16 protein-coding genes are annotated in these 14,474 nt (G+C 41.5%); 9 read left to right on the top strand and 7 right to left on the bottom strand.

Going from position 1 to position 14,474, the window contains the following annotated elements:
- Positions 1 to 101: 101 nt before the first annotated feature.
- The 4 genes from QWZ01_RS12450 to QWZ01_RS12465 all read right to left on the bottom strand — a co-directional run bounded on the left by QWZ01_RS12450 (position 102) and on the right by QWZ01_RS12465 (position 4,200).
- Complete coding sequence (locus tag QWZ01_RS12450; RefSeq protein WP_290323661.1) at positions 102 to 1,469, bottom strand: NAD-dependent succinate-semialdehyde dehydrogenase; 1,368 nt, start codon at positions 1,467 to 1,469, stop codon at positions 102 to 104.
- Between the two features lie 212 nt (positions 1,470 to 1,681).
- A complete protein-coding gene (locus QWZ01_RS12455) occupies positions 1,682 to 2,425 on the bottom strand; it encodes an SDR family oxidoreductase (RefSeq protein WP_290323662.1) in 744 nt (247 codons plus the stop codon).
- 318 nt (positions 2,426 to 2,743) lie between these two features.
- Complete coding sequence (locus tag QWZ01_RS12460) at positions 2,744 to 3,655, bottom strand: SphA family protein (RefSeq protein WP_290323663.1); 912 nt, start codon at positions 3,653 to 3,655, stop codon at positions 2,744 to 2,746.
- 179 nt (positions 3,656 to 3,834) lie between these two features.
- Positions 3,835 to 4,200, bottom strand: coding sequence for a cupin domain-containing protein (locus tag QWZ01_RS12465; protein ID WP_290323664.1), 366 nt, complete (start codon positions 4,198 to 4,200; stop codon positions 3,835 to 3,837).
- A 618-nt stretch (positions 4,201 to 4,818) separates the two neighbouring features.
- Here QWZ01_RS12465 and QWZ01_RS12470 point away from each other — a divergent pair.
- From QWZ01_RS12470 to QWZ01_RS12485, 4 genes are all read left to right on the top strand, one after another.
- The gene (locus tag QWZ01_RS12470) at positions 4,819 to 5,370 is read left to right on the top strand and encodes a DUF420 domain-containing protein (RefSeq protein ID WP_290323665.1); all 552 of its coding nucleotides are present in this window, start codon (positions 4,819 to 4,821) and stop codon (positions 5,368 to 5,370) included.
- 94 nt (positions 5,371 to 5,464) lie between these two features.
- Positions 5,465 to 6,343, top strand: coding sequence for an NmrA family NAD(P)-binding protein (locus tag QWZ01_RS12475; protein ID WP_290323666.1), 879 nt, complete (start codon positions 5,465 to 5,467; stop codon positions 6,341 to 6,343).
- Between the two features lie 203 nt (positions 6,344 to 6,546).
- Positions 6,547 to 7,389: an SDR family NAD(P)-dependent oxidoreductase gene (locus QWZ01_RS12480; protein ID WP_290323667.1), complete on the top strand. Its 843-nt coding sequence runs from the start codon at positions 6,547 to 6,549 to the stop codon at positions 7,387 to 7,389.
- 64 nt (positions 7,390 to 7,453) lie between these two features.
- Positions 7,454 to 8,344 (top strand): helix-turn-helix domain-containing protein, encoded by an 891-nt coding sequence (locus QWZ01_RS12485; RefSeq protein WP_290323668.1) that lies wholly within the window; start codon positions 7,454 to 7,456, stop codon positions 8,342 to 8,344.
- A gap of 120 nt (positions 8,345 to 8,464) precedes the next feature.
- Here QWZ01_RS12485 and QWZ01_RS12490 read toward each other — a convergent pair whose 3' ends face one another.
- Positions 8,465 to 9,337 (bottom strand): RNA polymerase sigma factor, encoded by an 873-nt coding sequence (locus tag QWZ01_RS12490; RefSeq protein WP_290323669.1) that lies wholly within the window; start codon positions 9,335 to 9,337, stop codon positions 8,465 to 8,467.
- A 108-nt stretch (positions 9,338 to 9,445) separates the two neighbouring features.
- Here QWZ01_RS12490 and QWZ01_RS12495 point away from each other — a divergent pair, with 108 nt between their 5' ends.
- Positions 9,446 to 9,736 carry a DUF1330 domain-containing protein gene (locus tag QWZ01_RS12495; protein ID WP_290323670.1) on the top strand — a complete coding sequence of 97 codons (291 nt, stop codon included), beginning with the start codon at positions 9,446 to 9,448 and terminating at the stop codon, positions 9,734 to 9,736.
- Between the two features lie 83 nt (positions 9,737 to 9,819).
- Here QWZ01_RS12495 and QWZ01_RS12500 read toward each other — a convergent pair whose 3' ends face one another.
- Entirely contained in the window at positions 9,820 to 10,353 is a 534-nt protein-coding gene (locus QWZ01_RS12500) for an HD domain-containing protein (protein ID WP_290323671.1), read from the bottom strand.
- 127 nt (positions 10,354 to 10,480) lie between these two features.
- Positions 10,481 to 11,071, bottom strand: coding sequence for a carbonic anhydrase (locus tag QWZ01_RS12505; protein WP_290323672.1), 591 nt, complete (start codon positions 11,069 to 11,071; stop codon positions 10,481 to 10,483).
- 128 nt (positions 11,072 to 11,199) lie between these two features.
- On the opposite strand from QWZ01_RS12505, the gene QWZ01_RS12510 reads away from it, so the two are divergent.
- The 4 genes from QWZ01_RS12510 to QWZ01_RS12525 all read left to right on the top strand — a co-directional run bounded on the left by QWZ01_RS12510 (position 11,200) and on the right by QWZ01_RS12525 (position 14,450).
- Positions 11,200 to 11,811 carry a TetR/AcrR family transcriptional regulator gene (locus QWZ01_RS12510; RefSeq protein ID WP_290323673.1) on the top strand — a complete coding sequence of 204 codons (612 nt, stop codon included), beginning with the start codon at positions 11,200 to 11,202 and terminating at the stop codon, positions 11,809 to 11,811.
- A 46-nt stretch (positions 11,812 to 11,857) separates the two neighbouring features.
- Positions 11,858 to 12,445 (top strand): TetR/AcrR family transcriptional regulator, encoded by a 588-nt coding sequence (locus QWZ01_RS12515; RefSeq protein ID WP_290323674.1) that lies wholly within the window; start codon positions 11,858 to 11,860, stop codon positions 12,443 to 12,445.
- Positions 12,446 to 12,529: 84 nt separating this feature from the next.
- Positions 12,530 to 13,585 (top strand): cytochrome-c peroxidase, encoded by a 1,056-nt coding sequence (locus QWZ01_RS12520; protein ID WP_290323675.1) that lies wholly within the window; start codon positions 12,530 to 12,532, stop codon positions 13,583 to 13,585.
- A 307-nt stretch (positions 13,586 to 13,892) separates the two neighbouring features.
- Positions 13,893 to 14,450: an RNA polymerase sigma-70 factor gene (locus tag QWZ01_RS12525; RefSeq protein ID WP_290323676.1), complete on the top strand. Its 558-nt coding sequence runs from the start codon at positions 13,893 to 13,895 to the stop codon at positions 14,448 to 14,450.
- Positions 14,451 to 14,474 lie beyond the last annotated feature (24 nt).

The raw sequence follows: 14,474 nt of genomic DNA on the forward strand, positions 1-14,474 counted from the left end.
TCCACTATACATTTGAGCATCAGCAATCTATAAACATTATCGTTAAAAATGGTTATAGATTGCTGATGTCCGGACGAGATTGTTTCAAAAATGATCTCACCCTATTTTACGTAAATCGATTTGATGTTTACAAATTCATGGATCCCAAAATCGCTAAGTTCTCTTCCGTGTCCGGATGTTTTTGTGCCTCCAAACGGTAATCTTGGGTCTGATAACACGCGGTGATTAACATAACTGGAACCAGCCTCAAGCTCCGTTTTTGCTATTCTTTCACCCTTAGCCACATCTTTTGTGAACACTGCAGAACCCAAACCGAAAACACTATCATTTGCGATCCTGATAGCATCAGATTCATCTTCAGCTTCAATGATAGATGCAACGGGCCCAAAAAATTCCTCGCTGTATGCTGCCATGCCGGGCTTCACCTTGGTCAAAATAGTTGGCGGATAAAAAGCATTATCACCCGGAGGAACTTCTCCGCCTAAAATACATACAGCACCTTTTTCCACAGATCTGGTTACTTGATTATGAAGTTCATCCCTCAGATCTACTCTGGCCTGCGGCCCCACATCAGTGCTGGGGTCTAATGGGTCTCCGGTTTTCATGGCCTTCATCTTTTTCAGAAACAATGCTGTAAATGTTTCAATCACTGATTTTTCTACAATAAATCTTTTGGCAGCAATACAACTTTGCCCGCTGTTAATAAGTCTGCTGCCCACACAGGTTTCTGCCGCTTCTTCCAGATCAGCATCTGCCAGTACCACGTAGGCATCGCTGCCGCCAAGCTCCAGCACTACTTTTTTAAGCACAGAACCTGCTTTTGTAGCAACCTGGATACCGGCATTGGTACTCCCGGTAATGGTAACCGCTTTGATGTGCGGGTGTTCAATAATACCCGAAACCTTGCTGCTACCGATTAGCAGGGTAAGAAAAACATTATCCGGAAAGCCAGCTTGTTTCACGATCTCTTCGATAGCGACCGCGCAGCCGGGTACATTTGAAGCGTGTTTGAGCACACCGCAGTTTCCTGCTGCAAGCGCAGGTGCCAGAAAACGGAATACTTGCCATAGTGGAAAATTCCAGGGCATAACAGCCAGAACTACGCCTATCGGTTGAAAAGTAACAAAGCTCTTGGTTGCTTCCGTTTGGATAAGGCGGTCGGCTAAATGCTTAGGACCATTCTCTGCGTAATATTCACAGCAAATTGCACATTTTTCCACTTCAGAAATTCCCTGAGTGATCGGTTTGCCCATTTCATTTGCCATTAGCGTGGCTAACTCCTGTTTACGTTGCCGTAAAACGCCGGCCATCCTGATCAATAATTCGCTGCGGGTTTCGTGTGCCGACCTTTTCCAGCTGATCCATGCCTGATGCACATCCTCAATCTTTTTATTTACCTCCTCTGTGCTTATTTCAGTGTAGGTTTTAATCGTTTTCCCGTTTGCGGGATTAATTGAAACTATACTCATGACGCAATTATTTAATTATTAACATTTGAAATTTTCGGAAATCTTTTTTGAAATGATGATGATTTTCAGCCACGTATCAACCAAGTTTGTTTTTACAAACAAGGCAATAGCTTTCCTTTTACTGTAACTTCCGATACTGTAATTAATATTTTTTCGTAAATAAGGGCTCAGCTTCAGGTTTTATTTCCTGATCTGGTGGCGCTGCTACAAGGTCAAAAGTCCTGAACAGTAGGCCTGATCACGATCTCGTTAATATCTACATCAGATGGCTGTTCAATGGCATAAGCAATAGCTTTAGCAATCGTAACAGCAGGTATAGCCTTCTTGTAAAACTCTTTTACATTTTCGGCACTTTGCTCATGTGAGGTACTAAACTTGAGCTCCGAATCAACAGCGCCGGGTTCAATAGTAGTTGTACGTATACTACCCCCAACTTCCTGTCTAAGGCCGTCACTTATGGCGCGAACTGCATATTTGGTTCCGCTGTAAACGGTGCCCCCCGGACTGAAAACTTTTATGCCTGCCACAGATCCGATATTAATAAAATGCCCCGAACCTTGTTTTTGAAAAATAGGTAAAGCTGCTGCAATGCCATAAAGTACGCCTTTGATGTTGATATCAATCATCCTGTCCCATTCATCTGTTCGTACCTCTGCCATTGGCGCAATTGGCATTATACCGGCATTATTGACGATAACATCAACACGCCCATAATTTTCTAAGGCTTTGTTTACTAACGAACCTACCTGCTCCTTAACCCTTACATCTGTTTTTTGGTAGATAGCCTTACCGCCCGCTGCTGTGATGCTTTGAACAATTTGTTCTAAAAGATCAGCGCGCCTTGCACCCAGTACCAGGATTGCGCCTCGTTCAGCCAGGTACTTCGCAGTTGCTTCACCCAGCCCGCTACTTGCCCCCGTAATTACGACGACTTTGTTTTCAATGTTGTTTGCCATTTTTCAATATTAAAATGTATACTAAAAACAATATTTATTTATTTTTCTCGCTGCAACTCCTCGAAAATCGAGATGCTTTTATATTGCGAAATTATCTTATTAATATGAGCCAAAGGCATTTTTCACCATAACCCACATGATAACAGTTATTATCATAGTAATAAAATATAAAAATCTGATAAACAATTATTTAAACAAAATCAAACCATCAAATTGTCCGGATTATCATCTTAATAATAAAATCGGGCAAGCCATCATCAAATAAATTTAAAGGCTTGATAAATAGGAAAATGTGTACTAATTGCATTGCGGAGCTTATTAAAGAGGAAAAGCTATTACCAACGTACTTCTGAACCCTTGCCTGCGGTTTACCGCACCGGTTTCCCACATCGCTTTTAACTCTAATGACAGCTTATTATGCGTTGTGTAACCAACGCCGGGCCCTATGGCAAAAACCCGTTCTTTAGTTTCATCTATTCCATAATTATTCCTGTAGTAATTTTGATCGCCATTATAAGAATCCTGGGTAAGTTGCGTGAGGTAGTAACCAACTGCACCAATAATCAACCTGTTGGCCACCGTATATTCTATAGCATAATTCAGATTGTAGGCAGTACCTGTCTTTTTGGGTGAACCAACCTCGCGGGTAAAAAAATACATGTTGTTTTTAACGCTTATTGCCAATTTAGCAACCGGAACAACTGTTAACTCCAAATGAGGAAAGATCCTGTACCTGTGTAAGCTCGAATTGAAATCAAAGCGTTCGTTGAATGCTCCCGTAGGAAAGCTAACGTTAACTCCTAAACGGTAAAACATATCAATTCCTAATACCTTTTGATCATTCCACTCAATATAGGGCCCGATTAAAAGATCGCCCAGGGGATTAGGATTAATACTGACCTGAGAGGCTGAGGTTGTAACCAAAGGTATAAGTGTATTGAAGGCTACATTCCCATTAAGCAGTGTCAATTTTGAGACAAAAATAAGCTGCTGAAGGGTAACAATAGAAGTTAGCTTGGGCCCTGGAATAGGATCGCCCTTGCCATCACGGGTGGAAGTGTTTGAGTATACCTGCAGGTATTGAACATAATACCAACCCGGCGCATTCCACCTGCCCGCACCCATGTTGTTAAATCCAAAATTCCCTCCGGGTATTTTTGGATCCTGAGCTCTTGCCAATTCCCCAAACAATAAAAAAATAAGGAGTAGTAAAACATCTCTTTTTTTCATTTCAATAGAATTAAATTTCTATATTAATTGATGGGTCGTTTTCAAAGTCACGATGTCGTTCTCATTGAGGGTCACATTACTGAAAGAACTTACAAATGTCGAGAAGCGTTAACTGCGGAAAACAAATTGATGAGCATTAAATACGGGTAAAGGGCTCTGATTCATTGAGCACAGTTTATTTACATGTCGGCATCTGCTATAAAGCGTGTATCTGCTCCTTTCTGAAAAATGATATATATCCGTTTCCAGGGTTCCTGATTAAGCATTCGCCATCTATGCCCTGTCCCTGTTTCATCCGTAGCCAACAAAACATCGCCAGGATGAATGGTAAATTTTGCACCTGTTTTTGTTTCAAATTCAAGGTATCCCGATAGTGTGATCACATATTGCGGAACCGGGTCATTATGCCAGTCGGTTGAGCAATTTGAAGGCGATTCCTTAAACAAAGTCCGCTCTGCCGGCACCAATGCATCTTCTGCGATAACGCCTCTTTTAAAATGAGAATTGCCGTCTGTCCCGGTGTATAAAAGATATGCTCTTATCATGGTTTAAAAATTAAGTTCCTCTTTAGTCATACTCATCCTGTTTCTTCACCCTCTGATGATCAATTTTTCTCTCTCCCTCACTGCGGGCAATTAAAATTCATGCTGATCATTTTAAAGGACTGCCTAACGAAGGTCTGTTGTTTTCTGCATAGTTGTAAATAGCTTAAATTATATCAGCTATCAATATAATGATGGTACTGCATTGAGGCTCCATGTAACTAAGGCATCTATATGACCTGTTACACCGTATATCAGCAATTTTCCAGGGGTCGTTTCTTTTTGTTCTATCATGTTATTTGATTAATAGCTTCTCTGTTTTGCTCAGAAAACCCTCCAAAGCCGTATTGATATCTACACCCATTCGGTCTGCAAGAATGATGAGCCACCAAATGCTTTCCCCAAGTTTGTGCGATAATTGCGCGTCTGTGTGCCCGGTTTAGCCAATAACGCTAAATACTTTATTATAAAACCATATCACAAAACATACTAATTAGTATGTTTTTATTTACCTTTGTTAGCCAGGAAGATCATGAATAATTACACCATTTACCCAACGCGTTTAGCAATACATTCTTTGATTACTTCGCACCGGTCAAATAATAATTTAAACTACAACACATGGAATATACTTTAAACAAAAACACTGTGAAGCCTAAGAACTACAAGCCACTTACATGGGCGCTAACCTTAACTATTAACGGCCTGATCATCTTCGCATTCTTCCTGCCGAATAAGGAGATTTTTAAAAACTACAGTTTCTCGTACCTGCCTTTACTTAACGCGGTTATGAACGGTTCTACTTTTATTTTCCTTTTGCTGGCTTTGTATGCCATCAGGCAAAAGAACATCAAGCGGCACCGTAATCTCATTTTCGCAGCTTTTGTATGTACTTCGGTGTTTTTGTTATCCTACCTGTTGTACCATTTTACTACCCCCTCAACAAAATTCGGTGGACAGGGTGCTTTACGGTATATCTATTTTTTCATATTGATCACTCATATAATGCTGGCAATAGTCACGGTGCCGTTGGCGCTGATTTCTATCGGTCGCGGTTTAAATATGGAAGTCGCTTTGCATAAAAAGATCACCCGATGGACGATGCCAATCTGGCTATACGTGAGCTTAACCGGTGTAATTGTTTATTTATTAATATCTCCCTATTACAGATAGTGTTTTACGGTAAATAAGTGCCAGTAATTCTGAAATTTACGTTAACACGAGCATCGCGGCCCCTCCTACCTTTGGTATAATAAATAATTCAGACATGGAAAAGCAATTGAAAATATTGATTACCGGCGCGACTGGTAAAAGCGGCGGAGCCGCAATAGACGAACTTTTGCAAATGGGTTACCAGGTTAGGGCGCTCGTTCATAGCAACGACGAACGTTCAGAAAAACTCACCGCCCGAGGGGTGGAAGTATTCGTAGGCGACTTGCTCAATCTGGACGAAATTTCCACAGCTATGCAGAGTATCGATACCGCGTACTTTTGTTACCCTGTGTTAGTGCCCGGCGTGTTGCAGGCTACAGCTTATTTTGCCCAGGCAGCGGTAGAAAACAGACTAAAAGGTATCGTCAATATGTCCCAAATCTCGGCAAAACGTGAAGCTAAAAGTAACGCGGCGCAGGATCACTGGGTTGGAGAACAAATTTTAAACAGGACAGGCATCCCGGTAGTGCATTTGAGGCCGACATTTTTTGATGACTGGTTCTTGTATATCCGGGAGGGCATTCAGCACGACAATGCCATTGTGTTGCCTTTTGGCGAAGGGCGCTGGGCACCTGTTGATTCAGCAGACCTGGGTCGCGTAGTTGCAAAAATTGCAACCTCAATAGAGGAGTATGCAGGTCAGGTACTTAAGCTTTACGGTCCGGAAGAATTTAGTGTTTTTGAAATGAGCGACGTTATTTCCAGGGTATTGGGAAGGACCGTAAAATATGAGCCGGTGACTATTGAACATTTCTTCGAGATCAATTCTAAGAGAGCCGCAAGTGAACACTTTGTACAGCACGTTACCCACGTTGCTGACGACTGCATTAATGGCATATTTGCAGGTACTAATGGGCTGATAGAAATGATCACTCAAAGAAAACCGACAACGCTTTCAGGTTTCTTCAACCAGAACAAGGCCTTATTCTCCTAATCAAGCAATATAACAAAAGCCTAAGCCCGTTTGCACATCTGTGTAAACAGGCTTGGGCATTATTTAACTTCCGCAATTCGCTTAAATAGATAATACAGGTTAGATCAGGTAAATAAGTGCTAATAATTCGGAAATAAGCGTTAGCACCTCCCTTCAAGCCAGACCTACCTTTGAGTATTAAATAATCACTAAAAAATTTGATCATGAAAACTAAAGTTTGGTTCGTAACAGGTGCCAGTAAAGGATTTGGCCTTGAAATTGTAAAAACAGTCCTTGCCTCCGGCGACAAGGTAGTAGCTACTGTTCGTAATAATGCAGCCGGTTTGGAAAAAGAGCTGGGCAACGATGAAAATTTATTAGTAGTAACCATGGATGTGGTAAAAGAGGCAGAAGTAAAGCAAGCCGTTAAAGATGGACTTGACCACTTTGGGCAATTGGATGTGGTGGTCAATAATGCCGGTTTTGGCATTGTTGCCGCTATAGAAGAAGCATCGGATGAAGAAGTAAGAAGGCAGTATGATACCAACGTATTTGGTTTGCTAAATGTAGTACGCAATGTATTGCCACATTTGCGCGAAAGAAAGACCGGGCACATCATCAACATTTCTTCTCTTTTTGGTTACGGCGCATTACCTGCCTGGGCTTTGTACGGCTCTACTAAATACGCCGTAGAAGGCATATCTGAGGGCCTTGCCGCTGAACTTGCGCCCTTCAATATCAACGTTACTTCGCTTGCTCCGGGTTTGTTCCGTACCCAGTTTTTAAATGCGCAATCTTATTCTTCCGCTGCCAACGCAATTTCGGATTATGATAATACGACTGTTGGACAGATGAAAAATGTGCCTGATGCTTTGCATGGTAACCAACCTGGCGACCCTGCTAAACTGGCAAAAGTAATTGTTGAACTGGCTGCTGTAGAAAACCCTCCGCTCCATTTGCCTGTGGGCCTGGATTCACTGCAAGCTTACAGGACTAACAGTGCAAAAACCAGTGCGGAAATTGAGGCCTGGGCTGGCAAGTTTACTCCAACTGAAGTCGGCGCCTAAAACTGCCGGTATCAATCGTACGATCTTAAAAAAGGAAAATGACTATTTTTAATGAACCAAAACGATGAGACATTTCAAATCATTAAGCGAGATGCACCGGGAGAACGGCTTGCCGGCTCCCGAGCACCCAATGCTTAGCCTCCTGCGTATTACCCCTGGCCTGGTTTTAAACTTTGCAGAGTTTACCTGCGATTGTTATTTGATCGGACTCAAAAATATCAAGGCAGGACACTGGCTTTACGGGCGCACCAAATTTGATCATGAAAAAGGATCGATGGTTTTTTGGAAACCCCGTCAGGTGATTGAAATTGAAAACCTGGAGCTGGAAGAGGGGGGTTATATTCTATTGTTTCATGAAGATTTCCTGCTTGGTAACGTTTTGCAGAAAGAGATTCAAAAATATGCCTTTTTTGACTATGAAACAGATGAAGCACTGCATCTTTCTCCTAAGGAAGAAAAAACGATTGCTCGCTTATTTGAGTCAATAGATACAGAATATGGTAATAACCAGGATGAGTTCAGCAAGGATATTATCCTGGTTAATGTATGGTCGATACTCAAATATGCCGAACGCTTTTACAAAAGGCAATTTATTAATCGCCAGGCGCTGATCGGGAAAACAGTTACTACTTTCAATAAGTTACTAAGTGATTATATCCATGACGATAAGTTTTTAAAAGAAGGTCTCCCTTCAGTTGGCTATATGGCCTCAGCACTCAATATGTCGCCCCGTTATCTCAGTAACGCGTTAAAGATCGAAACGGGAAAAACGGCTCAGGAACTCATCCACATCGCGCTGATTACTGTCGCAAAGAACAAATTAAGGGAATCAGAAGACAATGTTTCAGAGATTGCTTTTTCACTTGGCTTTGAAAATATGTCGTACTTCTCCAAGTTATTCAAAAAAGAGGTTGGTAAAACTCCGAAAGACTTTAAGAAAGAACTTTTTAATTAGGCAAAAAATTTAAACACAAATTGAAAAATCCGGCACTTAATAATAGTAAGCTACTCAAAATAGGATTTGAGGTGTACAGTGATATGTATTTTTATATTATTCAGAAGAATACATATCAATTTAACTGAGCAGGAATAGTGAACGAACATCAGGGTCAGCAAGCAATGAACTAACGAGCTTATCCCCGTTATCCATGTGCTCATATGGCTGTCCGGTAAAAAACGGCAGGTATTTACCGGCCATCAGCACATCCAATTCTTTATTTTTTTCAGGTGCAATTACGCCAATAGTTTCGATGGCCTCGGGTAAAAACTGGTTTGTTTGAGGGTCAATGATGCCGTCACGGATAAAGCCCTTCACTTTCTTGTGACATCGGCAGGGGTTATCAGGGTTAATCAAACCACACTTATTGTTCATGAATTGGAACAGGTCAGCCTTAGCCCGCGACAGTTGCATTCTGAAGTTAGTTGGTGAAATGTTCAGGATCTTGGCGGCTACGGGGCTTTTCAAATTAAAAATAGCGCCAAGTACAAATATGATCCGCTGCGGCCGGTCAAGGCATAGCAGCATGGATGATGTACATTTATTACGGAATGCAATAATCTCTTTGTTATACCTTCGGTGCTCATCTTCAGTCATGCTTTCGTGGTCATATAGTTCGTCCAGTACCGGTGCCAGCTCGTCAAAAGAATGAATAGCTATTTCGCTCTTCCGCATTTTACTTTTCAGGAAATGGTTCATCGTGATGCGATACAGCCAGGTCCTGAAATTGCTTTTAAAGCTGAACTGGCTAAGCTTGGTTAACATTTTGATCAGCACTTCCTGGGTCAAATCTTTTGCGTCGTCCTTATCATGTACCAATTTCAACGCAACATTGTAAATGAACCGCTGGTGCATATTGACGAGTTTGCCTGCTGCGGCTTGCGAGCCTGACTGCGCCTGACTGATCACGAGGCGTTCCTCGTCGGCCACTTCAACTTTTGAAGTTAACATACTGCTTAGTATTTATTCAAAAATAATAGAAATGCGCGGCAAACTGTTACACTTTTTGATTTTGGTATCAAACTATTGTCCGGCTAAAAAAACCGGACTATTAAAGTTATGTCAGCATACATTTTATTTCAAAGATTGAATACAAAAGAAGCAGAGGAGTTAGATTTTTACGAACAAAATATCGGCTCTGCAATTGGTGATCACCCAATCGAAATCCTGGCTTATGGCACTAAACATGAAAATTTGGAAGGCCCAGCCACAGAAACAGCAAGGTTAGTTAAATTCCCTTCTACAGAAGCCGCAAAAGCCTGGTATCACAGTGATGCCTATACAGCTTTACGCGCACATCGCACCAAAGGTGGCGAACATATGGCGGTATTGTTTGAAGGTAACGAATAACCTGCCCTCCGGCATTATTTGACAAAAAGGAAAAGCTCCCATCATGAAGGCGGGAGCTTTTCCTTTTAATCTTATTCCCTGGTTTATTCACTGAAAGGAGCGCCATCCAGCCATGCTTTGGGATCGGGTATTTCCAGTGGCATTCCCTGTTCATGCGCGATACAGGTACACATATGAAATCTGTGCGGATAAGGTTGTTTGCTTTCCAGCTCCTCCCGGTGCATTTCATAAAAACCATTCTTAAAGTTCAGGCGTGGATAGCGCCGAACAATTTCGGCTACTGTATCAGGATCAAGTTTGATATCTGGCGGCAGCGCAATCACATCGTAAAGTATCCCCAGTTGCGAGATTCGGGCCTCATCTTCTTTGAACAAGTTAATATCCCAGGTGTGCGCTGCGATATTAGTCCAAACCTTCCATGTACGGTCGTCTTCAACACCCCATTCTTTGAGGTGACGACGGGCAGCATGGGCTCCTTCAATCTCGAAGCGGTTTGGGCCGCGGCCCAGGTCTGTGAAACCGAGGTCGTGCATAGTTGTGGATAAGAATATTAGTTCACGATCGGCAGAGGAGTTTTCCTGCTCTGCGATTAACTCAGCAAAAAAATAACAGCGCATCAGATGATTGTAAAGCATATCGTTGGAAGCTGAGCGCACCAGATCGTGGGCCTGCCTCACGATTTGGGTATCTGGAAGTTTGAAATCTATATTCATATCGGTTGGTGTTTACAATATTGATTTTCGTTTAGTTCTCTGTTGGAATATCGCGAAGCACTTCGGTTAATTTGCCGGAATTAATGTCGTAGAAAAAACCATAGATCTTCATTTTTTTGGGAGTAGCCGGGCTTGACCGTAGCAGTTCCACATCATGCCTGATTGATTGCTCGTAATTTAGGATGGCCAGGTCATCGTGATCCCACATGGTCGAGATATCAGCATGAAAATGGTCATGAAACTTCCCGATTAGCTGATCCGGCTCAAATGCTGTAGCACCGCAAAATGAATGGTGAACTACCACCAATCTTTCTAAGTTGTTGAACAGGTAATTCATCGTAGCTACCGACTGCAATGCTCCTATAGCCCTGCCACCGGCATTTGATAACGTAAACAAGGATTGTGTAGAACCTACATTGTTACCAGCTTCGTCAAGAATGTTTTCGCCGGGATAAACCTCATCTCCGAAATATTCGGCTACAGCTTTCGGAATACCAGCCGCACGCGGATCGAAGCAATAAATTACGATAGATTTCATTGGAATGGCTTGATCGAAGCCGGGAAAGTTGTTTTGATCGAACCAGGGTTGTTTCCTGAATTCGTGTTCACTGAAATTTGTCATTTTTTTTCCTCCTTTTTTGAAAATATTTTTTAGTATTATCTTTGACAAAAGTAGACGGATCTGTTTACTTTATCAAGAAAAAGTAGACAGATTTGTGTACTTTTCTTAAATTGACAAATAGATGATCTATGACAGCTGAAACATCGAATCTTAAAGACCTGCGCACCGATACTATTGAATCACTTAAACCCCGTGATCGCATTTTAAAAACGGCTAATGCACTTTTTAATGAATACGGTGTTAATACAATTGGAATTGACCGGATCATCGCAGAAAGCAGTGTATCAAAAAGAACCTTTTATAACTATTTCACTTCAAAGAACGAAGTAATTGCGGCCTATCTGGAGTCAAAAGACTGGCTTCGTTTCGCAGAGCTTAACAAGCACGTTTCGCGGGTTAAAGGTGGCGCTAAAGCGGAGATATTGGCAATATTTGATTTTCTTGAACAATGGTTTTCTGAGGATGATTTTAATGGCTGTGCTTTTGCCCGTGGTTTAAATGATTTTACCCAGGAAGATGTAAAAGAGCTTAGAAAGAAAGTAGATCTTTATTTTGAGCATTGGGGAGAATTTATAAAATCGAGGCTCAAAGCTCTTGTAAAACCGGAAGAAATAAAGGTGCTTTTTCCTCAATTGTTAAGTTTAATAACCGGATCGGTCATTGTGGCCCAGGGACTTGGTGATGCAAAGGTTGCACAATTAAACAAGCGAATAGCTGAAAGTATTTTAACCGATTATTAATACAGTGGCATAATTTTTTAAGTTTGCAACGTACTAATTAGTATTTATGGCAAAAGCAGCGGCAACACGCTCAATGATAATTCAAAAGGCATTCGATCTGATCTACGAAAGAGGTTATCAGGCTACCAGTATCGACGAGATTATCGCCACGACACAAGTTACCAAGGGCGCTTTTTTTTATCATTTTAAGAATAAGGAAGAAATGGGACTGGCAGTCATTAATGAGATCATGTATCCAAACATGCTCCCGTTATTAGGAGATTCGCTGAGCAAACCGGGGGATATCCGTCCACGCATATATGAGATGATGAAAGCATTGTTATCCAATCACCAATTTTTCAAAGTGGAATTCGGATGTCCGGTGGTCAACCTGATTGAAGAAATGGCATCGCTGAACGCCCGTTTTCACCAGGCGCTTACCCGTGTGATTATGGCCTGGCAAACAGAGCTTGAAAACGCAATACGTGGCGCCCAGGATCAGCAGCAACTTACGCAGGAACACAATGCCGAAAACATCGCAAGCTATGTAATCTCCGGCTACGGCGGAGCACGGTATATGGGTAAAATATTTGGCAGATCTTCGTACAGCGCATTCCTACAGGAATTTAAGAAATACCTCGACAACCTTAACTAATTTTTTTACCTTAAAACATACCATATAGTATGTTTTAAAATACTTTTGCTATACCCCATGACGGTGTGCCGTCAACAAATACATATGAAATTTAAAATATTAGTTATTGCTCTTGTGTTAAACCTTGTCATTGGCATTACAGCATATGAACTCCGGCCGTCAAAGATCAATTATTATATTACTGCCGAAAATATATACTTTACGGTTCCTGCAAATTTCCCAAAGCCTTTTTACAGCTTTCGGAATAATCCGATAACACCAGCGGGATTTAAACTGGGGCGCATCTTATTTTACGATCCGGTTCTTTCACTCGATGAGTCCATATCTTGTGCTAATTGCCATCAACCTATTGCTGCTTTCGCCGACTTTGGCCATCCGGTAAGTGCCGGTATAAAGCATTGTGCGGGCACCCGCAATGCGCCAGGTCTGTTTAACCTTGCCTGGAATAACTCGATGATGTGGGACGGCAGAATTAAGGATTTGAAAATATCTCCTATAAATGCTATTACGAACCCATGTGAGATGGCTAATGAGCTTAACAACATCGCTTCCCGGCTTCAAGCCATTCCACCTTATCCTATGCTTTTCAGAGCGGCCTTTGGCAAACCTGAAGTAACACCTGCAAATGTCCTGAACGCACTGACGCAATTTATGGCAATGATTGTGTCAGCGAATTCGAAATATGATAAGTACATCCGTAAGGAACCGGGCGGAAATTTTACTATTGAGGAAAAACAAGGTTATCTTTTGTTCAGACAGAAATGTAGTGGTTGTCACACAGAACCCCTATTTACCGACCAAAGTTACCGGAATAATGGACTTGATGTGCATTCACATGATCACGGTCGCTACAACTCCACGCATGACACGAACGATATTGATAAATTTCGTGTACCGTCATTAAGAAATATTGAACTAACTGCGCCTTACATGCACGATGGCCGCTTTGCTACCCTGGCTGATGTTATGAACCATTATAATACAGGCGTAATGGCAAACGCGCATCTGGATATACACTTACAGCAAAACGGTGTTCGTGGTATTCCATTATCCGTCGATGATCAAAACAAGATAATTTCATTTTTAAAAACTTTAACCGATAAGGAACTGGTGAACGATCCGAGGTTCCAAAAACCATAATCAGTCTCGTGTTCAATGCTAAGAACTCTGGCTTATTACAGTCAGTTGTATTCCAACTTTTATTGATAACCGCGTCAGTTCAGCTGTAGAGTTCGTTGAAGATAGATAACCGAGCAAATATCAGCGCTTAGATATGTATCATCCCCAAAAAAATTAGATTTTTTTTCGCACTACTTCGCTTTCTAACATTTAATATTACTTTTACTTCATAAACACCCTTACCTAACAATTCAGATTAATTATAGAATGAAACTGACCGGGCAACAATTGCTTGGTCATCGCGCATCTTATTGTTTTTATTTTTGATATGTACAACTATAACACACTTAACGATATAGAACTTATCAACTTGCTGGCGATTGACGACGAGAAAGCATTTACAGAAATTTACAATCGCTACTGGAACAGGCTTTTTGCAATTGCGTTCAATAAACTCCGTGATTTGAATGAAGCGGAAGAAATTGTGCAGGATATTTTCGTTTCGCTTTGGAAACGTCGTAAAGTGCTTGAGATAACCGACACCCTAAGTGCCTACCTGGCAGTATCTGTGAAATATCGCGTCATCAAATTATTGAACAAACAGAATAATCAGCAGCAATATATTGCGCACACCGGCAATGTAGTGAGTATGTGCGATGATTCTACCCAACAATGGATCGAATTTGAAGAACTGAAGAACCAATTAGCAGTGTACGTTGCAAGCCTTCCTGAAAAATGCCGGCTTGTGTATCAGATGAGCCGTGACCAGGGCTTTACCCATAAGAAAATCGCTTCTGAATTAGGCATCGCCGAAAAAACTGTTGAAGCTCATTTAACAAAAGCCGTTAAAATACTGCGTGCAAGGCTTAGCCAGATCCTCTTATAATTACCCTGCCAATTACTACATTTT

Source organism: Mucilaginibacter aquaedulcis (assembly GCF_030409325.1).
In the GTDB taxonomy this organism is placed as follows: Bacteria; Bacteroidota; Bacteroidia; order Sphingobacteriales; family Sphingobacteriaceae; genus Mucilaginibacter; species Mucilaginibacter aquaedulcis.

Bases quoted from the DNA above. Each gene is read 5' to 3' on its own strand.
- QWZ01_RS12510 (WP_290323673.1), top strand. From the start codon at position 11,200: ATGACAGCTGAAACATCGAATCTTAAAGACCTGCGCACCGATACTATT.
- QWZ01_RS12455 (WP_290323662.1), bottom strand. From the start codon at position 2,425: ATGGCAAACAACATTGAAAACAAAGTCGTCGTAATTACGGGGGCAAGT.
- QWZ01_RS12460 (WP_290323663.1), bottom strand. From the start codon at position 3,655: ATGAAAAAAAGAGATGTTTTACTACTCCTTATTTTTTTATTGTTTGGG.
- QWZ01_RS12475 (WP_290323666.1), top strand. From the start codon at position 5,465: ATGGAAAAGCAATTGAAAATATTGATTACCGGCGCGACTGGTAAAAGC.
- QWZ01_RS12500 (WP_290323671.1), bottom strand. From the start codon at position 10,353: ATGCGCTGTTATTTTTTTGCTGAGTTAATCGCAGAGCAGGAAAACTCC.
- QWZ01_RS12490 (WP_290323669.1), bottom strand. From the start codon at position 9,337: ATGTTAACTTCAAAAGTTGAAGTGGCCGACGAGGAACGCCTCGTGATC.
- QWZ01_RS12480 (WP_290323667.1), top strand. From the start codon at position 6,547: ATGAAAACTAAAGTTTGGTTCGTAACAGGTGCCAGTAAAGGATTTGGC.
- QWZ01_RS12505 (WP_290323672.1), bottom strand. From the start codon at position 11,071: ATGACAAATTTCAGTGAACACGAATTCAGGAAACAACCCTGGTTCGAT.
- QWZ01_RS12525 (WP_290323676.1), top strand. From the start codon at position 13,893: ATGTACAACTATAACACACTTAACGATATAGAACTTATCAACTTGCTG.
- QWZ01_RS12485 (WP_290323668.1), top strand. From the start codon at position 7,454: ATGAGACATTTCAAATCATTAAGCGAGATGCACCGGGAGAACGGCTTG.
- QWZ01_RS12495 (WP_290323670.1), top strand. From the start codon at position 9,446: ATGTCAGCATACATTTTATTTCAAAGATTGAATACAAAAGAAGCAGAG.
- QWZ01_RS12465 (WP_290323664.1), bottom strand. From the start codon at position 4,200: ATGATAAGAGCATATCTTTTATACACCGGGACAGACGGCAATTCTCAT.
- QWZ01_RS12470 (WP_290323665.1), top strand. From the start codon at position 4,819: ATGGAATATACTTTAAACAAAAACACTGTGAAGCCTAAGAACTACAAG.
- QWZ01_RS12515 (WP_290323674.1), top strand. From the start codon at position 11,858: ATGGCAAAAGCAGCGGCAACACGCTCAATGATAATTCAAAAGGCATTC.
- QWZ01_RS12520 (WP_290323675.1), top strand. From the start codon at position 12,530: ATGAAATTTAAAATATTAGTTATTGCTCTTGTGTTAAACCTTGTCATT.
- QWZ01_RS12450 (WP_290323661.1), bottom strand. From the start codon at position 1,469: ATGAGTATAGTTTCAATTAATCCCGCAAACGGGAAAACGATTAAAACC.